Annotated in this window: 13 protein-coding genes; 6 read left to right on the top strand and 7 right to left on the bottom strand. The window is 59.6% G+C overall.

Going from position 1 to position 20,094, the window contains the following annotated elements:
• Window positions 1–16 precede the first annotated feature (16 nt).
• The 5 genes from PZN02_RS24440 to PZN02_RS24420 all read right to left on the bottom strand — a co-directional run bounded on the left by PZN02_RS24440 (window position 17) and on the right by PZN02_RS24420 (window position 9,263).
• Entirely contained in the window at window positions 17–322 is a 306-nt protein-coding gene (locus PZN02_RS24440; protein ID WP_280663211.1) for a hypothetical protein, read from the bottom strand.
• 25 nt (window positions 323–347) lie between these two features.
• Window positions 348–1,574 (bottom strand): GTP-binding protein, encoded by a 1,227-nt coding sequence (locus PZN02_RS24435; protein WP_280663262.1) that lies wholly within the window; start codon window positions 1,572–1,574, stop codon window positions 348–350.
• Window positions 1,575–1,580: 6 nt separating this feature from the next.
• Window positions 1,581–6,977 (bottom strand): DUF4082 domain-containing protein, encoded by a 5,397-nt coding sequence (locus PZN02_RS24430; RefSeq protein WP_280663210.1) that lies wholly within the window; start codon window positions 6,975–6,977, stop codon window positions 1,581–1,583.
• Between the two features lie 503 nt (window positions 6,978–7,480).
• Window positions 7,481–8,359: a glycosyltransferase gene (locus tag PZN02_RS24425; RefSeq protein ID WP_280663209.1), complete on the bottom strand. Its 879-nt coding sequence runs from the start codon at window positions 8,357–8,359 to the stop codon at window positions 7,481–7,483.
• A gap of 28 nt (window positions 8,360–8,387) precedes the next feature.
• The gene (locus tag PZN02_RS24420; protein WP_280663208.1) at window positions 8,388–9,263 is read right to left on the bottom strand and encodes a hypothetical protein; all 876 of its coding nucleotides are present in this window, start codon (window positions 9,261–9,263) and stop codon (window positions 8,388–8,390) included.
• A 610-nt stretch (window positions 9,264–9,873) separates the two neighbouring features.
• Here PZN02_RS24420 and PZN02_RS24415 point away from each other — a divergent pair.
• The 4 genes from PZN02_RS24415 (at window position 9,874) to PZN02_RS24400 (ending at window position 14,992) form a co-directional block, all read left to right on the top strand.
• Complete coding sequence (locus tag PZN02_RS24415; RefSeq protein WP_280663206.1) at window positions 9,874–11,196, top strand: O-antigen ligase family protein; 1,323 nt, start codon at window positions 9,874–9,876, stop codon at window positions 11,194–11,196.
• Window positions 11,197–11,457: 261 nt separating this feature from the next.
• Complete coding sequence (locus tag PZN02_RS24410) at window positions 11,458–13,017, top strand: GumC family protein (protein WP_280663205.1); 1,560 nt, start codon at window positions 11,458–11,460, stop codon at window positions 13,015–13,017.
• A 54-nt stretch (window positions 13,018–13,071) separates the two neighbouring features.
• Window positions 13,072–13,839 carry a CpsD/CapB family tyrosine-protein kinase gene (locus PZN02_RS24405; protein WP_280663204.1) on the top strand — a complete coding sequence of 256 codons (768 nt, stop codon included), beginning with the start codon at window positions 13,072–13,074 and terminating at the stop codon, window positions 13,837–13,839.
• Window positions 13,840–13,891: 52 nt separating this feature from the next.
• Window positions 13,892–14,992, top strand: coding sequence for a lipid II:glycine glycyltransferase FemX (locus PZN02_RS24400; protein ID WP_280663203.1), 1,101 nt, complete (start codon window positions 13,892–13,894; stop codon window positions 14,990–14,992).
• Window positions 14,993–15,277: 285 nt separating this feature from the next.
• Here PZN02_RS24400 and PZN02_RS24395 read toward each other — a convergent pair whose 3' ends face one another.
• Both PZN02_RS24395 and PZN02_RS24390 read right to left on the bottom strand, forming a co-directional pair.
• Complete coding sequence (locus tag PZN02_RS24395) at window positions 15,278–15,913, bottom strand: polysaccharide deacetylase family protein (RefSeq protein ID WP_280663202.1); 636 nt, start codon at window positions 15,911–15,913, stop codon at window positions 15,278–15,280.
• A 71-nt stretch (window positions 15,914–15,984) separates the two neighbouring features.
• Window positions 15,985–16,923 carry a glycosyltransferase family 2 protein gene (locus PZN02_RS24390; protein WP_280663261.1) on the bottom strand — a complete coding sequence of 313 codons (939 nt, stop codon included), beginning with the start codon at window positions 16,921–16,923 and terminating at the stop codon, window positions 15,985–15,987.
• Between the two features lie 401 nt (window positions 16,924–17,324).
• Between PZN02_RS24390 and PZN02_RS24385 the strand changes: the two genes are divergently transcribed.
• Together PZN02_RS24385 and PZN02_RS24380 are read left to right on the top strand one after the other, a co-directional pair.
• Window positions 17,325–18,554 (top strand): glycosyltransferase family 4 protein, encoded by a 1,230-nt coding sequence (locus PZN02_RS24385; RefSeq protein ID WP_280663201.1) that lies wholly within the window; start codon window positions 17,325–17,327, stop codon window positions 18,552–18,554.
• The gene (locus PZN02_RS24380; RefSeq protein WP_280663199.1) at window positions 18,526–19,458 is read left to right on the top strand and encodes a glycosyltransferase family 2 protein; all 933 of its coding nucleotides are present in this window, start codon (window positions 18,526–18,528) and stop codon (window positions 19,456–19,458) included. The genes PZN02_RS24385 and PZN02_RS24380 overlap by 29 nt, the downstream gene beginning before the upstream one ends.
• Window positions 19,459–20,094 lie beyond the last annotated feature (636 nt).

Genomic DNA, 20,094 nt, shown 5'->3' with positions numbered 1-20,094 from the left:
GTAGCTGCGTTTCGGATCAATTGAAGTTCGGTGACGCGTTGGACGTCATCTGCCCCTGTTGGGCGTCGCCCGCCGGAAGTTTCTGGATTTCGCCGATCCGTCGAACCGCGCCTGCTTCGACGAGGCCGGCAAGCGCCTTCTGCATGAGATCCACCGCATTGGCGAACGCATCGACCGGCATGATGATCCGCTGCCGGAACGCCGGCTTCGGGTTGTTCTTCTCATCCCGTTCGGTGGCGGAGAGCGACATCAAGTCGATCCTGACGATCGTTCCGGTGACGGTGATTTCGCCTATGCCGTCTGAATAAAGTTCCGTGCTCATCTTGTACTCCCTACCTTTGAGCGGATCATGCGGCAGGCGCGTGCTGCCATGTTGGAAACGGATCACGCAGACCGCGCGCAAGCTGCGGATCGAAGCCGGTCTCTTCACCGATCAGGCAATCGTCGAGCGCGGAACGGATCGCTGCCTCGGCAAGACCCGCCCCGATAAAGACGAGTTCCTGCCGGCGATCGCCCCAGACGGCGCTCCAATGCCGATCGAGTAAATCGCGGAATTGCGGATAACGCGGCCAGTGCGCTTTCGGCACCGACGCCCACCAAAGGCCCTTTGCCTCGGTGCGGCGCTGCGTCCCCGCGATCGAAAGCTGGCCGATCCAGTCCGGGCGCGTCGCCAGCCAGAAGTGCCCCTTGGCTCGAATGAGGCCCGTCCATTCTTTCGCGAGGAAATCCTCAAACTTCGCGGGATCGAAGGGACGTCGCGCCCGGTAGACGAAACTGGTGATCCCGTATTCTACGGTTTCGGGGACATGGTCGCCCCAGCCATAGAGTTCCTTGTGCCACAGAGGATGTCGCGCCGACTTCGCCTCGCTGAACAGGCCGGTATCGAGGACCGTGGCGAGCGGCAGGCGGCCGAAATCGGTTTCTATGACACGTGCATCGGGATTAAGCGCCGCGATGATCCGGCGCACCGTCGTTCGCGTTTCGATGCCCACGTCCGAGATCTTGTTGATTACCACGACATCGGCGAATTCGATCTGCTCGACGAGAAGATCGACCAGAGTGCGCTTGTCGTCCTCGTCGCGGGCCTCGCCGCGGTCGGCGAGAAAATCCGTGCTCGAGTAGTCGGAGAGCAGGTTCACCGCATCGACCACCGAGACCATAGTATCGAGCCGGGCGACGTCACAAAGTGCTGCGCCGGTTTCATCCCTGAAGGAGAACGTCGCGGCGATCGGCAAAGGCTCGGCAATCCCCGTGCCCTCGATCAGCAGATAGTCGAAGCGTCCTTCCGCCGCCAGGCGGCGAACCTCGGCAAGGAGGTCCGCGCGAAGCGTGCAGCAGATGCATCCATTGGTCAGTTCGACCAGCGTCTCGTCGGTGCGCGAAAGGTCGGCCCCCCCGTCGCGAACAAGGTCAGCATCGACGCTGATCTCGCTCATGTCGTTGACGATCACTGCGACGCGATAGCCCTCGCGGTTGTGCAGAATATGGTTCAAGAGCGTCGTCTTGCCTGCACCGAGGAAACCCGCCAGCACGGTCACCGGCAGTCGATCGTCGCGTATCCTGTGAGCCTCCATGCCCATCTACGCCGCCAGTTGCGGCCTGAAAGCCACATCCACGTAGTAGTTGGTGCTGTTGTACGAATTCGTCGGGAACACCCCGCTCGAACCATAGGCATAGACGCCATTGCCGCCGCTTAGCGCCGACGAGAGAGCGTGCAGGTTGTTGTTGGTAACCTCGGAAGTGAAGAAGTTGCTCGTCGCCGAATAGAAACCATTCGTGCTGTACGAGACGACGTAGGTCGTATTCGGCTGGATCGCGACCTGCTCGGCGAGATTGACCGACTGCCAGCCGCTGGCGGTTTCATTCGTGAACGTCGCACTGGCGAGCAGCGTGCCGGTCGATGTCCACAGATAGCCGGTATGCGGGCCTGTGTTGTTGGCGCCCTTGTAGAAACGGAATCCGGTGATCCAGCCGGCCACGTCCGCCTGGAACTTCATGCCGAGATTGACGGCACTCGGATCGTTCACCGAAGCAATCGCGGGCGCACTGTTTGCAGCGAATACGTTCTGGTCGGCACCTTGCTGAATGACATCGAGTGAGACCTGGGCGGAAGCGGTCTGGCCCAGCCCGTCTGCAATGGTGTAGGAGAAGCTTGCCGGGCCGGAATAGCCGGTTATCGGAGTGAAAGTGACGACGTTCGACTGATTGTCGAAAGTCACGGATCCGTTGACCGCATTGCCAACCCCCGTGATCGAAATCGGATCGCCGTCCGGATCGTTGTCATTGGCAAGCAAGGCCGATGCCTGGATCGAGTAGGGGCTGTTGGCGGTTGCTGAGAAGCCGGAGTCATTGCTGGCGACAGGAGACGCGTTCTGTGTTGGCTGGTCGTAGAGGACGTCGACCCAGTAGTTGGTCGCGCTGAAGCTTGACGATGGAAACAGACTGCCCGTTCCATAGGCGTAGACGCCGTTCCCGCCGCTTGTCGCGCTCGATGGCGCTGTCAGAGCGCCGTTCGAATGACTGCTGGTAAAGTAGTTCGGGCTCGCCGCGTAGAAACCATTGGAATGATAGCTCGCGACGTATGTCGTGCCAGCCGAGATATTGACCGGCTGGGCGAAGGTCACCGTCTGCCAACCGCTGGGGGATTCGTTGGTGAAGGTTGCGGAGGCAAGCAGCGTGCCTGTGCTCGTCCAAAGCGAGCCGACATGCGTGCCCGTATCCTGTGCACTCTTGTAGTAGCGCAAGCCGACAATGGTGCCGCGAGAGGAAGCCGTGAATTTGACACCTAGTTCGATCGAGTTCGGGTCATTGACTGCAGCGTTGCTCGGCGTGTCCGACAAGGCAAACAGAGTGGTCGCCGTGGAAGGAGGCTTCACCGTCAGGTTCACAGTGGCCGATGATGTCCCGCCGCGGCCATCCGATACGCCGTAGGAGAAGCTGGCCGGCCCGCTATAGCCGGCCGTTGGCGTGAAGATGAGCGCGTTGGCCTGGCTGTCAAAGGTGACGGTGCCATTCGTCGCTCCGATCGCACCCGTGATCGCGAGGATGTCGCCGTTCGCATCCGTATCATTTGCGAGCACCGTGGATGCAGCGATCCACAACGGTGTGTCGTGATAGACGGTAATTCCGTTATCGTTGGCGGCGATCGGCGCGACGTTGCTAGTCGAATTATCGAAAACGACATCGACCCAATAGTTCGAGGCTTGATAACTGGACGTCGGAAAGGCAGTGCTTGCTCCATAGGCGTAGACGCCGTTTCCACTCGTTGTCGTCGATGCCAGGGCCGTCAGGGGGCCATTGCTGTGCGCGGTCGTAAAATAGTTCGAACTCGCCACATAGGCCCCGGTCGTATGATAGGAGGCGACATAGGTCGTGCCCGCCGAGATCTGGATTGGACTGGAAAATTTGGCTGTTTGCCAGCCGCTCAACGATTCATTGGTGAAGGTCACCGTGCCCAAGAGCGTGCCGCTCGCCGTCCAGATGGAACCAGTGTGAGAACCGGTGTCGCCAGCCGCTTTGTAAAAACGGATGCCGGTGATCTCCCCGGTACTGGAGGCCACGAATTTCATCCCGAGCTCGAGGCCGCTATTGTCGCGGAAGCTGCCACCCGTCGGCCCATCATTCGGCCCGAACAGCGATACCCCGGCAGGACCATCTTCGATCGTGAGGCTGACAGTGCCCACGTCCGTGCCGCCACGGCCATCGGATATCGTATAAGTGAAACTCGCTGGGCCGACGTAGTCAGTCGTCGGCGTGAAGATGACGTTGCCGGTCTGGGCATCGAGCGCGACTGTACCGTTGATGGCGTTGCCGACAGCAGTGATCGTCATGGCATCGCCATTGGCATCTGTGTCATTCGCCAGCAACGCGGCAAAGGAGAGCGTCACGGTTGCGTTGCGCAAGCCGGCGAAGCCGCTGTCGTCGGTCGCCACTGGCAAAGTATTCGGGCCGGGGTTGAAGACCACGTCCACCCAATAGTTGATGCCGTTAGAGCTGTTCCCCGGGAAAGTCCTGGCGTTGCTATAGGCGTAGACGCCGCCGTTATCGACGATCTTCAAAGGGCCGTTGGCGTAGGCGCCGTTGAAATACCCCGGAGTCCAAGAATAAAAGCCGCCGGAGTGGTAGGAAGCGGTGTAGGTCGTGCCCGCCGTTATCTGAATCGGGCTCGCGAAGGTTACCGTCTGCCATCCCGAAATCGGTTCCGCGGTTGAAACGCCGGTGCCGAGGAGAGTCCCGTTCGCGCTCCAAAGGCTGACGACGTGCTCGCCGACATTGTAGAACCCCTTGTAAAAGCGGATACCCTCCACGGCGCCATTGGTGGTGGCTTGAAAACGAACGCCGAGCTCCACGCCATCGCGATCGAGCACAGTTTCGACAGTCGGTTTGGATGCCAATGTCCACAGGCTCGACGTCTGGGGCAGCGATACCGTAACCTGCTTGCCGCCCGACGGCGTCTCGAGATTGAGGCTGTCGTCGACGGCGCGCGACATGATCGTATAGGTACCGCTTGCCTGTACGACCCAGTTATAGGTCCAGTTCTCCCTGCCGGTCGCCTTGAACCAGTGCTGGCCGCCGTCCGTGGAGACTTCGATGCCGGCGATGATGCCACCGCCGAAATCCTGCGCCGTGCCAGTGACTGTAACCCGCTGCCCCTCCACGAAGGTCGCGCCGACACTGGGGGACGTGATCGTCGAGGTCGGCTTGATCGTATCCGTCGATTGTGTCGACAGAATCAGGCTCGCATCCAACGTCTGCGGCTGGATGCCCATGTCGGCGAACATGTTGACCATCGCCTGCTGGACATTCGGATCGGTCGGCGTCGACGCCCCCTCATGATTGGAGTCAAGGCCCCAGGACCAGAAAACCGTCCCGGCTCCGAAGACGAGTGCCCCGCTTTCGGCCCGGTACATGGTCAGGCTGTGGGTCACATCGGCGGTCCCGATGGAGGTGCCGTAGTCGCGCAGATAGGTGTCCACCGAGACCGTCGATAGCGACAGGTTCACCAATCCAGCCGGTCTGAAGCCGTTTTCGACATCGGAGTCCCATTCATATCCGAGCAGGTTCTGCACCAGGGAATAGGTTTCGCCGGGCTGAAGGTTCGCTACATCCGTGTTGCGCCAGAAACGCAGGTTGGAATAGTCGTAAGGAATGGTGATCGCGTCCTGGCGGTAGCTGTCCACCGTGAACATGGTGCCGGTCAGCGAGTTTTCCGGTTCCTGTCCCGGGTCGGCAAAACGCGGGTCACGCCATGTGCCTGTGCCGACATTGCTCGGATCGGTGCTGTTGCCCCAGGTCTCCTTGTAACAGACCATCGTCCGGTAGGGCGTGCCGTTGCCGTCGATGCTCGTTTCCCAGCGAACCTTCCAGTAGCATTCGTTGCCGCTCCAGAAGGCGAGATTGACGCCCGCGTCTCGCGCGGCTTCGACGTTGGCCCGCTGTTCAGCCGACCAGTACTCGTCATGCCCGACCGAAAGGAAAGCGTCATGATTGAGCAGCAGGGTGCCGTTTCGTGTCGCATCGACGCCGGAGATGTAGGAAACATCGTAGCCGTTCTGCTCGAGCCAGCGGATCGCCGAGTGCTCGGCCCCGAAAATGAAGTCGTGCGTACCGCCAACGGGGCTCGTGTTGGTGATGATCGGCCGATTGTAGCTGACCGCGGACGCCCTACCGATCGCGGTCAAGCCGCAACTGCAATTTGGCGGCATGTAGCCGATCATATCCGCGGGATCGACGGGTACCTCCCCAAAATACAGACTGGCGCCGCCCCAGGCGTTGTAGGCCTGCCAGGTCGTATCGGACGTCTGGAAGACGATATCGCTCGTGGAGCTGTCGTCGCGGACGATGAACGGGATGTGGCTTGAGCCCGCAGTTCCATCCTCGCGGACGAGCTTGGCGATGTAGACGCCCGACACCATGTCGTCGGGGATCGTCCAGCTTGCCGAAACCGACCAGTTGCCGCAGTCGATCAGCCCGCGCGCCATGTCCACGATCGGATGCGGCTGCACCTGCGCCTGTGCAAGATCCACGTCGATCGTCGCCACTCTGCGGGCGCCGTCGCCGCCGTAATAGCCGAGCCGGTAGATTTCGATCCGGTAATCGGCCGAATCGGTTGCGATCTTGAAATCGACCGTCTGACCGATATTGGTGCTGATCTGCGTGGCAAAGCCTTGGATATTGCTGTCGCCATCGCCGTCGATACCCCATTCGCTGATGGGATTTCCCTGCTTCATGTTTTCAAGGACGACCTTGTTCGGCGTCGCGGCGAGAGCGGTCGTCACCGCTGTGGTCGTCGTCGCGGCCTGCTGGGAAGTCGCACTCAACAACGCACTTGGCGAGAGGCTGGATCCGCCTCCGGCCAGCCACGTCCCCGCTGCAAGATTGGATAGGGCCCCCACAGTCCATGACGGGTAGAGGGCCGTGGATGTTTGCGTGCCGCCGTCAGTCTCGGAAACCGCCCTCTCCACTGAAATGCCGGTCGCGACACTGTCGCCAAGCAGCTTGCCGAGTCCGCCAGTGTCTTCAGGGGTCTTGCCGAGGCCGGTTTCGCGTCGGTCTCTGCGGAGCCTGTCGCCGTCGTGGCGAGGCTCGTTCGGATCTTGGTCTTCCCTCGGGAAGTCACCCAGTCCGCCGGTGTCCTGCGGGAATTCGCTCGCACCGCCAGTGTCCTGCGGGGCTTCCCCTCCCTCGTGGTCCTCATGAGGCTCGTCGGGCCCGGTGTCCTGCAGCGCATTGATTTGTGCATCCCGAGGATGGGTGTCGGTCCCGCCTGCGTCCTGTGCGGAATCCGTATCGCGCCTTTTCCGTCGGCGCGTCGGGCCGTCGCGCTCAATCTCGAGCCCGGTGCCGGGCACCACAGTCACGGAGATTTCGGGCGCAACATCCAGGTTCGCATGATAGGCAGCGGGGGTCGTGTAGACCCTGCTCGCACCACTGAAAACGCTCAAGTATTCATGGTTCTTGAGATGCATCCTGAGCATAGCGCACCGCCCCCGATTACCCTTTGCGATCGAATGGACCTAAGTTTCTGCAAAGGCTGATTTTGCCAGCTTTTGGCCTTCAGTGAACGACACCAATCGGTGTGCATCCTTCTGCCAAAGTCGGTAGCCGCGGACGCGTCCCTCCACCGATGTGATTACCGTTCCGTGATGCAGCTTGCGGCAGCCGGTCAACTCGGACAGTAGCCTGCGCCACACGCTGTCAGGCCGTCACCGGATCAGGTCTCCAGCGTGTCGTCAGGTGTACGATGCGAGGGCCTGGCGCAAGGCTGTTTGGTTTCCAAGCCGACACGACGCCGACGCGAAATAGAGCGGGACGAGAAAGAGCATGGGTGGCCATCCGCCCCCCATTCAGCAATTCAAAGTGCTACAGCGACCTTTGTGCGTCTTAAAAGACGCACGGCGCTGTAACGGCCCATAATCGTCATGATTTTTTGGTTGGCGCGATCCCGTGATGAGGGCGGCCCGACCGACAGGTCGTATCGTCAAGATTTCGGTAACAGCCCGAATCTCGATTTCCACAGAAGCTTGACACTGCCGAGACCGTCGCGGCCGAGTGTCCTCAACACTATACGCTTTGCCACGGCCCTGCCGCACTCCCGGATGAAGCGTGCCGGGAGCGATATCAAACGGTCACGCCCTAGATCCAATCTACCAGGCTCGCCTACGCCATCGAGCAGCCTGCCAAACAGTTTTCGGACAGGAAGAGGGGAAACGAGGCGACCCCTTACACGATTGCTGACATTCGAACCGTGGACGACTTGCAGCCATCCGGGATAGCCGTCGATCTCGACAACGGGCATGAGATCGCCCAACTCCGTGTGCCACGCGGACCAACTGGTCACTGGCGAAGACCACGTCTCTCTCACCGAGTTGAAGGCGTTGCGGGTGTCTCGGCGCAGGTACACTCGGTCGCCCCGCCTAATCAGTCCGTTCACAACGTAGATGGCGACGCGTTCACAAGGGGGGACGACCGACTGCACCCTGTCCACGAAATCGATCGCGATGCCGTCGTCGTTGTCCAGGTTGGTTGTGATGAGTACCTCGTGTTGGCGATCGATCACGCCTCGAATGTCACCGATCATCTCCTCGCGCGAGACCGACTCGCGGTAGATCGGCGTGAACATTCCGGACTCGACATGACGGACGATCCGGTTTTTCAGCCATTCGGGGCTTGCCGGGTCGAAATAAACAATCCACCTGAAGTTCTGGTTCGTCTGGGCTGCGACCGACGGCAAACAGTACTGCTCGAAGAGATCGATGCGTTCGCGCAGCCACCCCTCCTTCGCCCGGATCAGGCTCTCGATACCTGGCGAGGGTAGGTTGAACCGAGTGAGCAGGATGTGATCAAGACCGATGCGCATGGTGTTGCTCCAGGTGGATGCCCATTGGTCAGCCTCCGTCTTCCGTGTTGCAGGGTTGCATGCGCAGGTCTATGGGTTGGCCTTGAGCGTCAAGGACCACGATTTTGGCGTCCCAAGTGGTCACGACAGCGCACTTGACGTCGATCGGTCCGTATCCCCAGGAGTTGTCGACAATCTTCAGATTTCTGACAGATCCCCGCATGCCGAGCCGGAATGGGTAACCCCCGCCATCGACGAGCAGACGATCGATCTCGACGGAGGAGTTGCCCTGGCTGTGGGGGTAGAAGAAGGGAGCGGTACCCCCGCAGTCGTGGACTTCAACGAGCTTGAGTGCAACGTTGCGGACGGTTAGCGGGGGGCCGTCATACCCCTGGATACCGTCACCGTGCCAGTCTCGGCACACGTCCGGCGGTACGATACGTACATAAGTGTCCTCGATGATGACCGGTCCGCACCCGTCATCACTGCCGCCGCCGACGCGGAATCCCTCGGGCACGTTGTCGATCTTCACATTGCGCGCAGTATAACCTCCTGTGCCGATTACCGGCTGGTTGGAATCCCTGGTCTCCCGCGCGGACCGCGTAACCGTCGTATCCTCGATGACCAGGCCATTGCGGCACCGCGTACCGGGCAGATTATCGATGCGGCCGCCGCGAAGCTCCACCCGACGCACCGTGACGTTGGGTGCGTCGATTATCAGATCCCCATCGGTGATCTGCAGATCCTCAATCACCGTCCCAGGTGTGCGAACCCAATAGTCGCCGACAATCGACTTTGTGGGTATCCAACCCGGTGGGGTCCCGGCCGACGCCTGCGTCGGGAATGTGTCCCGACCGGAGGCAGTGGCCTCAAGCATGAATAGAAGGGTGATGCCGACCGCGGCCACCGTCGATGCCCGCGCCAAAGGGCGAGCGCCCCCGCGCGATCGCACCCGACTCGAGTGCGTCGCGTAGTTGCCCGACCATGCGGAGTTTGCGATCGTCGCACTGGATGATTTCGGTTCTTCGCCACTGACTGCAAGGGCAGGCAAGCTTCCACGTAACAACGTCATCAGGTGCGCTCCTACCGTCGAACATGTGAAAGAAAGTCGTCGCCAAACAAATCCCTGACGTGGCGATCGCCAAGGCCGAGCAACCGCGTCTCATCGTACCGGCCGAAGTGGGGGCAAGAAAAGGTCAGACAGGCTTCTCCGTTCGGATGAGCCGGTATGCTCAAGATGGTTCAATCGCGCCGCTGATCAACTTGCGTATAATCTCGGCGGCAGTAGAGGCGACGCACCGGCCATCCCAAAGGGGCCGGATGGGTAAGCGCTGCTCGGGAAGGGCTGGGGCGTTCCATTTGGTGCTTCGGAAGGTGCGAGAATGGCAGAACCGTATCAGCCCAGGACAGGTCGTCTGGCAAGCACCTTGCCCCTGCTGCCTTTCACAAACGCTGAGCGAAAGACACTAAGGGTCCGCAAAGCGGCAACTCGGTCGCAGGGTGCGAGACTGCCATGGCCGGTCACGGTTTTCCTTGTGAGCCTGATTATTCCCTGGATCATACCGATGGGTCCATTGAGCATGGCGCCCTACCGCATCGTTCTCTTGGTCTTAGTGGCCCCGTGCTTGGTCATGTGGCTACTTGGCCAGGCGGGCCGCATCAATGTCGCTGACATCGGCGTGATCCTGTTTTGCCTTTGGGCATGGATCAGCGTGGCGGTCAATCATGGCTTCGCGGCGGCGATCGAACCCGGTGGCATCATGTTCGTCGAGACCGTAGGCGCCTATCTCCTGGCGCGATGCTACGTTCGCGACGCCGAGAGCTTCAGGAACATGACCCATCTGATGGCGAAGCTCATATTCCTCCTCTTTCCATTCGCGGTCTATGAATGGATTACGGGCAGCAAGCTGATCCTGTCCGCATTCGGCATGTTCTTCCCCACAGTTGAGGTTACGATGAATGAGCCGCGGATGGGATTCTGGCGGGTCCAGGGGCCGTTCGCGCATTCCATAACCTTTGGTCTTTTTTGTGGGAGCATGGTTGCGTTGACGCTTTTCGCCGCGGGCGAAGACCGAGGGGGCGGCTTGCGGAGATGGCTTACAGCCGTTGTCGTCGGAACGACAGTCCTCTCAATGTCGTCAGCACCCATAGCCGGACTCGTCCTGCAGGGCGCGCTGATCTGTTGGAACTGGCTGCTGAGGCAGTACAAGAACAGATGGAAGATCCTTTGGGGTCTCTTGCTCGCGGGCTATCTTGCCGTTGAACTTGGGTCCAACCAGACGCCCATCCAGTTCTACATCCACTACTTCACCTTCGATAAGGAGACGGGTTGGTTCCGTCTTTGGATATGGGAGTACGGATCCGCTTCGGTGCTCAATCACCCGCTCTTCGGGATTGGATTCGGTGATTGGGTGCGACCGGCATGGATGGCTCCTGACAGCGTCGACAATTTCTGGCTTCTGACCGCGATGAGGTATGGGCTGCCGGCTTTGACTTTCATTCTCGGATCGTTTTTCTGGATTACTCTCAAAGTCGCGTACGAGAGAACCGGCGACGAAATTTCGCGCGAGTACCGTGTTGCATATCTCATCTGCATGACGACCTTCTTCGTCGGTGGAACCACAGTTCATTTATGGGCTGCCCCGTATGCATGGTTCCTATACCTGATGGGCAGCGGCGTCTGGTTTTTCGGCAACAGGAATCGTGACAGCATCGCAGCGACGCAGTCAGATGAGCCGGAGCGGCGTGCCCTTGAGAAACCGCCGTGGAGGCGAGGGTCTGCTGCGGCGGGTGCTCGGCGCCAAGCGGCGCAACCCAGCCGCCGCGCGCGCCGTCGTCATCTGGCTCCCCGAAACTGACCGTGCCTAATGAGACGACGATGACAGTGGCTTGACGTCATCACGTCGACGGGCCGAGGCCGCCGTGTGCTCGCCGCCGAGATCAGCCAGACCCCGCCTTTTTCAGGCGAGCTGGCCTCGAATGCAAATGAACATACCCTAGACAAAAGAACTAGCTCTGCAGGTGGCTGGGTACAGGTCATGCACCATTGACGATCTATCGCCTCAGCCATAACCGCCTGACAATGACACCGGCGTCTGGTTTCAGATTCAGGTGTTCGAATGAGTGACGTGGATGCACGCTTTTATATTTCGATCCTTTTGAGAAGATTGCCTTATCTCGTGGCGATCGTCAGTTCTGCGCTGGCGCTTGCCGTCATTGTAGCCAGCATCCTGCCGCCGCTTTATCGCGCCAGCGCCAAGATCCTTGTAGAGGCTCCGCAGATCCCCGCGGAACTGGCGCGATCGACAGTCCCGATACAGGCCACCCAACAATTGCAGATCATTCGGCAGCAGATCACCGCGCGCGACGATCTTCTCGCGCTTGCCAGGAAGCTTGAGGTCTACGGCACGGAGAAAGCCGAACTTTCGGATCAAGACATCGTTGACGACATGCGGTTCCGCATCGCCTTCGAAGAAATCGGACTGCGCTCGCCCTATGGCGACCCCGGGCCGTCGGTGGCAAGCGTCAGCTTCACCGCAGACGATCCTGATCTGGCAGCAAGGGTCGTCAACGAATTTGTCGACCTGATCCTGCTCAAACAGCAGCAACAACGAACCGGCCGTGCTGCCGACACCGTGAAATTCTTCGACCGGGAGGTCGGAAGGCTTGGCTCGGATTTGAATCGGCTCGAAGCCGAGATTCTGAGATACAAGAACGAGAACGCGGACACGCTTCCTGAAAGTCTTGAATTTCGGCGCAGCCTGCAAACGAGCCAACAGGAGAGATTGATCGCGCTCGAGCGCGAAGAGTCCGATCTCCGCGCCAGGCGCAGCAATCTTGTCGAGAGTTATGCCCTTACAGGACAAACCGTCGATGGTAGCGTAGCGACACCGGAACAGCAGATGCTTCTGGAACTGAACCGCGCCCTTGCGGAGCAGCTCGCGATCTTTTCGGAAAACAGCCAGAACATCGTGGCCCTTCGTGCGCGCATCGCCTCGTTGCAGGCTGCGCTGCGCTCACGGCCAGCCACGGAAAGTCCTTCTTCGGCCAGCGATAGGGGAGAGCGTTCCGGGCTCGACCTGCAACTGTCATTTATCGACGAGCGTTTGCGGGTGATCGGCCGGGAGAAGGCTGCGATCACGCAGCGCATTGCCGAGCTGACGAAATCGATTGGCGCGACGCCCAACAGCGAAACCGTTTTGTATTCGCTCGAGCGGAACCGCACAAATCTGCAGACGCAATACAATACCGCAATCGCCAGACGCGCCGAGGCGATGATCGGTGAACAGATCGAGCGGCGAGCCGACGGAGGTCGCTTCTCCGTGCTCGAGCGGGCGACTCCTCCGCAGTATCCGGAGAGTCCGAAGCGCCGCCGGATCGTGCTCCTAGGTGCGATGGGCGGATTGGGCTTGGCCGTGGCGCTCATCGGGCTGCTTGAGTTTTTCAACGGGACGATACGCAGGCCCGTCGAGCTCGTGCGGATGCTCGACCACCAGCCGCTCGCTACCATTCCGTATATCTCGACCGCAGACGAGATCCGAATCCGCATCAGGCGAACCGTGGCAGCGGTGTTCTCCGCCGCCGCCGCTCCGGTGGCGCTGGTGGCCGCGCACTACTTCTACATGCCGCTACCGCTCGTATTTCAGAATGTCTATCAGTGGCTTACCGCGTTGGTCTAGCGAAGGAAAGCCGGCAACAGCTGAGCCGTTTATGCAAAATTCGGGGCGTGAGACATGGAACACCGTAAAGTATCCCTGCAGGAGCGATGCGCGTCAGAACGACCGGGCCGGGCGGGAAGCGACGCGCTTTGGGAGACGTTGCCGCCATTGCGAACCGATGCACGTGTCGCTGCCGGCAACCGGATTGTCACAACGAGCCGATTGAACCCGGCACACGCCGTATTCGATATGATGCGAACCAAACTGCTGCAGCAGTTACAGCAGCACAGCTGGACGACGGTTGCCATCACGTCGCCAACACCCGGATGCGGCAAGACCTTTGTCGCATTGAATCTGGCGTTCAGCCTGGCGAACCAGAGGGAATGTCGCACGGTTCTGGTCGATCTGGATCTGAAACGGCCGCAGGTTGCCAAGATGCTTGGTGTCAGCGCCCCGTCAACGATCGAGAGTTTTCTGAAGGGGGAGCGCGAGATCGCCGACGCTTTTCTGCGCCACAACGACAATCTCGCAATCGGCGCCAACAGCCAGGCCATGTCGTTTTCGGCGGAGCTATTGCAAAGCCGCGAGACGGTGAGAGTGCTTCAGGAGATGCGGCAAAGGATGTGCCCGGACGTCGTCCTGTTCGATATGCCGCCCATGCTCTCCAATGATGACGTCATGGCATTCCTGCCGAATGTCGACTGCGTCATCCTTGTCGCTGCAGCCGAGCAGAGCACCCTTGGCGAGGTCGATGTCTGCGAGCAGGAATTGTCCGAGAGGACCAACGTGCTCGGTGTCGTTTTGAACAAGTGCCGATTTGCTCCCGAAAAATACGGTTACTGAAGCGCCTTCGCCGCTTTCCCGAAGTTCAACACTGTCATTTTGGATGGATCAGGTGGATCAAACAGTAGCGATGAACGCGTTGCTCGGCGAAAGTTCGGTGTCAGGCGCGCGCGCCAGCATCAAGCATCTTGATCGCTCACAATGGGAGTATGTAGTCCGGAATTTCTTGGACTTCAACTACCGTCAAACGTGGCCGTACAGCGAGGCGTTGGCGAAAAAGCGTGGCGCGGCCAGCGAACACGTGGCCGTCCAAAGTGGCGGTGATGTCCTTGCGCTGGCAAACGTTCGCATCAAAGCGCTGCCGGTCATAGGCGGAGGACTGGCTTATATTAGTGGCGGCCCCCTTGTTAGGAAGAGCCATGGCCCTGACAACGACCTCGAACGCCTTGAAATATGCCTTGAGGCGCTGGATCGAGAGTACGTTCAGCGTCGTGGTCTCGCGCTTCGCATTGCGGTGCCAATCGATCTGTCTGAGCGAAACCACGCTATCGCGCAGCGATTCGAGCGCGCCGGGTTCCGTGCATGTGATGGAAGTGGACAATACCGAACAGTGCTGATCGACCTTGATCGGCCTTTAGAACGTATGCGGTCGTCCTTTCACAGTCATTGGCGGCGGAACCTCAATACTGCGGAGCGCAACGGCCTTGACGTGAGCTTTGGTACGGAACTGTGTCGTTTCGAGCAAGTTGGCCATATGCTTGAGGCTCTTCAAGTGAGAAAGGGCTTCACTGCCGATCTCAACGCCAATTTCTTTGCAGATATTCAGGAGAAGCTGTCGGCTCAGGACAGGTTGATTGTTGGGCTGGCTCAGCAGAACAATGCACCGCTTGCCGGAAGCATTATTGCTGTTCATGGCGATGTGGCGGTATATCTTGCGGGGGCAAGCACCGACCTTGGGCGTGAACTAAGGGCTTCCTACATCCTGCATTGGCGAACGATTGAAGTGTTACAAACGCGCGGCTCACGTTGGTACGACTTGGGGGGAATAGACCTCTCTGCCAACCCCGGGGTGAGCTCTTTCAAACTGCGGACCAACGGCCTTGACGTCACAGCCGCGGGTCCCTTCCTAAAATCGCCGGAAGGCGCTCGCGCGCGCATCGCTTCTTGGGCGGAGCGCGCCTACCTATGGGCTCGGCGGATGCAAAGCAGATGAATGACGACGTCATGGCATTCCTCCGATGAGGACCTTCCGCCGCTTCCTCCAGCCTCCTTTGCGAACCATACGAACCCCTTCCGCGTGGAAGGCGTTGGTGCAGCGATACAGCGCCGTGGTCTTTGGGCGCGCAAAGGTTGCCGTAACACTTTACAGCGTCGAGCGTCGGACGCGCTAATGTCGCTGTAGCACTTTGAGTGCTGCATGATTTTGTCCTTAAATCGATCCCGATTTAAGGAGTCACGCAGTAAATTACTGCAGGGCTTTCCTTGAATCCTTTCCAAGTTAACGAGACCTGCCGCAGGTTCGTGCTTTGATTGTCATACGGACGGCTCTACGCAGGCGGCGCCAGATCGGTAGTTCACCGGACAAGATCTGCACGATTGCGCTGTCGGTCGCATCCCGGCGAACCGAGGTCCTCGGCCTGAGAAAAGGCGAATTGACAAAATGGCCTCCGTCGCTTGAATAGGCGGTCGCATAACCGGCCCTCCGCAACTCCAGCAATACCGCACCATTGTACCGCCCGAACGGGATCGACGCGGACCGAATGGGAACGAGGCAAATTTCCTCCAGGGTCCTTTTCGACGCCTCCAGCTCATGGTTCAGCTCTATCGCCGAAAGCTTGGACCAATCGCAATGAGCGACGCCATGGCTACCGATGCGCATGCCCATCTTCATCAGTGAGCGGATGTCGTCGGGCCCCAGGGATCCTGGCTGGCCAATACGACCCGTCAGTACGAAAAACTCCGCCTTTAGACCCCGCCGGTCCAATTCGGGCGCGGCAACCAGCAGGTCGGATATGTTGCCATCATCGAAGGTGATGGATAGCCGTTCGCGGTGTGGATGGTTAGCGATGCGGTCGAGCACCTTGCGGAAACGGTCCACGTCGATCCAGTAATCGGCTTCGTTTGCGTCGAGCACACGTGACGGCTCCCCTATGCCATGAAAATTTACGATCCGGCATTTTTCTGCAGCCGCTGTTCCCACCTCGACTATCTCGCCGATGAATCGGATGCCGGCTTCAACGGCATCACGGCACTACGCAGCCCCGCCCGGTGTATCGATCCCCGGCAGGATCGGACTGCTTCTCCAACGGCAACCCCCAACCTGAACAACGACGTCTGCAAAAGCCCGTGATGTCGTTGGTAGTAGCGTATCCTGTTGGCCGTCATCAGCGCGAACAGCCGCGGATCCGTTCCGCATTCTCCACCGGAATGGATGACCTGCGACCTCGGCTCGTAGACGATCTCGAAACCCGCCTCGCGGACACGCCTCTGATAATCCACTTCTTCACTGTAGAGAAAAAACGACTCGTCCCATCTGCCGACGGCACGGCGCGCCCGCGCTGAAAGCAACAGGGCCGCCCCGCTCGCCCACTCCACCGGTCCCGCGCATTCATATCGGGTCGGCTCGCTGATTACCTCCCCCCAACCAAGTCGCGCGGCCAGCTTTCCTCCTAAAATGGCCTCGGCCCAAGCGGTGAGGATCGAGGGTTCTCTTCGATGTGTCGGATCGGTCTTGCCGTCCTTCCCGTAGTTTCGGGGAACGGCGATTCCCACCGATGGCATTGCAGCGCATTCGACGAGTGGTGCAACGGCTCCGGGGCAGAGTTGAAGATCAGGATTCAGGACGAGGATGTTCGAGCCCTGATGCACCGTCGTCGCTGCGACATTGATGGCTGCCGCGTAACCGGCGTTGCGGCCCATGCGTATCACTCTAGGCTCGAGGGGATGGGCTTCTGCCAATTCGGCCGATCCATCGCGGGAATCGTTGTCGACGACAATGACTTCGAACCGTTCGACGCCCGTCAGGCCCTCTGGAAGCGAGTCCAACAAGGAAATCAGCACAGAAGCGCTGTTGTATGTGACAATGACGACTGACACTGAGGCGGCCGGCAGACCCTCGTGATCCGGCCGCTTCCCTGATTCCACGGGGCCGTCCGCAACCCTGCCTGCAGCCTCAATGCCAAGCGTCTGAGGGATGACGTCCTTCAAATCTTCAAGCGTCGATGATGTCATGTCATTCACCGTCATGAAACATTTCTGCAGGAAGGCGTCTTCAGCGCTAGATTAGCACCTCCAACGGAAGCGGATGCCCGAGAAATGCGGTCGGGCTGGCAGCAGGTCCGAGTGACGCACTGCCATCCAGTTTCCCGTACGTTCCAGAAGCGCCCGCGCGCAAAGAATTCCTTAGATTATTAACCCCGCTGCCCGAGCGAGTGTACCTCAACAAAAGGCGCAAGGAGCTATCCGGTTTGCCGACTGGAGGCTTATGGGCGACCAAACATATTGTGAGCTTTGACGCAGTTCTCGAAATTTCTCGCGGGGCTAGCATGTCACAAAGTCGCCACGTCCTGATCCTCGTCGAAAACCTTCCCGTTCCCTTCGATCGACGGGTCTGGCAGGAGGCGCAGGCGCTGCACGGAGCGGGCTACGACGTGTCCGTAATCTGTCCGGCGGGGAAGGGCTACGACGAAGCTTACGAGGTCATCGGCGGCGTACACATCTATCGGTATCCGTTACATGAAGCAGCTTCTATCGCAGGATATCTGCGGGAGTATTTCTCCGCCCTTGTTCATCACGGCCTGCTTTCGTTCCGGGCGAGGCGACGCAGGCGGATCGACGTCATACAGGCGTGCAACCCGCCGGACCTGATGTTCCTCATCGCGCTGCTGCACAAGCTCCTCTTTGGTACCTTCTTCGTCTTCGACCACCATGATCTCGGACCGGAGCTCTACTACACAAAGTTCGGCCGGAAAGACCTGCTCTATCGGTTGCTCTGCTTCTTCGAGAGGCAGACTTTCCGCGTCGCGGATGCCAGCATTGCCACAAATGAGAGCTTTCGCGATATCGCCGTTGCGCGCGGCGGCATGCCCCCCGACCGGGTGGTCGTTGTGAAGAGCTATCCCGAAGCTTCGAAGTTTCAGCGCACGGAAGCCGAGCCGTCGCTTGTGGTCCCCGGAAAGCATCTCGTGGGCTACATAGGCATCATGGGTGCACAGGACGGTGTTGAAACCCTTGTGCGCGCCATGAATGAGGTCGTCCGCGTTCGAAGGCGTGATGATATCCATTGCGTCATCATCGGCGACGGACCCGAACTCAACGGGCTGAAGGCGCTTTCCGCCAAGCTCAAGCTGGACAGCTCATTGCACTTTACCGGCTATCTCAGCGGCCCGCGGCTCATGGCGCATCTGTCGGCCCTTAGCCTGGGGATCATCCCTGATCCGCCGAACGAGTGTAACGACAAACTCTCCATGAACAAGGTATTTGAATACATGATGCTGGGTTTGCCGATCGTCCAGTTCAATCTGGGCCAGGCGACGCGCGAAGCCGAAGGCGCGGCGCTTGTCGTGCCGGAGCACTCGCCGCACGCGCTCGCGGACGGCATCGTCCGCCTTATCGACGACCCGGAGAGGCGTAAGAGCATGGGTGTCTTCGGTCGCGCGGTCGCCGAACGCCGATTTCAATGGTCGGTCGAGGCCCGCCAGTATCTCGACATGTATAGTACCCTGTTGCGGCCGGGATTGAGCGTCAATGATCAGCGTCATTATCCCGCATCTTAATCAGTCGGAGGCACTGAGCTTTTGCCTGAAGTCCCTTTGTTGTCAGGAGGGCCTTCGACAGCCGGTCGAGGTCATCGTCGTAGACAACGGCTCGAAGGCGAAGCCAACTGCGATCTGCTCGAGCTTCCCTGCGGTCCGGCTCTTGTCTCAGCCTACGCCCGGGCCGGGACCGGCACGCAACCTCGGGGCATCGCAGGCGATCGGGGAAATCCTGGCGTTCATTGATGCCGATTGCATTGCCGACGCCGACTGGTTGGGCGAGATTGAGCGCCGCTTTTCGGAAAACCCCGAGATTGCAGTCTTAGGCGGCGATGTGCGGATCGCATATCAGGATCCGCGCCGGCTCACCCTCCTGGAAGCCTATGAGAGCGTATTTGCCTATCGCATGAAGGAATATATCGCCAAGCAAGGGTTCACCGGCACCGGTAATCTTGCTGTTCGCGCGGAGATCTTTTTCGCAGTTGGTCCGTTTGGTGGGTTAGAGATCGCAGAGGACCGCGATTGGGGTCAGCGGGCTTTGGGACAGGGGTATCGCACACACTATTGCCCCAGCATGATCGTCTACCATCCGGCACGGAAAACGTTTGGCGACATCGCAAGGAAATGGAGGCGCCATACAATACATGATTTCGCCCGCATTCAGTCCAAATCTGGCTGGCGACTGCGTTGGGTCCTTCGCAGCGTTGCCGTCGCACTCTCTCCGGTGGCCGAGTTGGTTCGGATTGGCTTCTCCGAGCGATTGAAAGGGTGGCGGCCGCGCGCACTTGCCTTTGTTGGCGTCGTTCTCATTCGCCTCTATCGCTCCGGGATCATGCTGGCCCTTGCCTTCGGTGCGCATGCGTCTGAGTTGAATGGAGAATGGAACCCAGCATCGCCATCTGCCCCGCCTCCTGACCGGTCGTAGCAACAAATGTACCAACCTCTCCCGGCGCCAACTGGAATTGGCGTTCGACTGCCTTTAGGAGCGGCTCTTCATCGCTGTGCCTTACTCGGGTCAGAGCGGACGACATCGATTCCGCCGGCGGTTGCCTTGCGCCGTCATCAAGACCGTGCAGCCAGCCGATGTGGCAAAACCCGTTCTTCCGTCGATTGGGCAGTTCGGCCAGGCATCGCTTCCCAGATGCCTCCTCCGAAAGAGGGAATTCGATACCTCCACGATTGCGCTGCAGCCTGGCATTCGTCTGACAGTTCTCACTCAATCTGCTGCTAGTGTTAGCGGGTCGGACGTCTTCCAAAGACCGGGCAAATGCGGTCATGCTGTCTTCGATCGGCAGTTGCATCGAGCAGAGAACTCCCTGCGGCATGCTTCCTTAGATCGGAATCGATTTGAGGACAAAATCATGCAGCCATTCAAAGGGTTACAGCGGCCTTGGCGCGTCCGATTGGACGCGCGCGCTGTAGTGCAAATCGTCACGCTGGCGCGGCTGTAGCGCCACCAAGGCGCAGGCTCGCTCGTCGAGGACAGGAGTAGAAGGGAAGAATCCTGTATTGCCAACAAAATCACTGCCGCAGAGATCTTCTGCGGCAGCTTTTGATGCGT

The organism is Sinorhizobium garamanticum, from assembly GCF_029892065.1.
Taxonomy (GTDB): Bacteria; Pseudomonadota; Alphaproteobacteria; order Rhizobiales; family Rhizobiaceae; genus Sinorhizobium; species Sinorhizobium garamanticum.
This window is presented reverse-complemented; position numbering and strand designations above follow the sequence as displayed.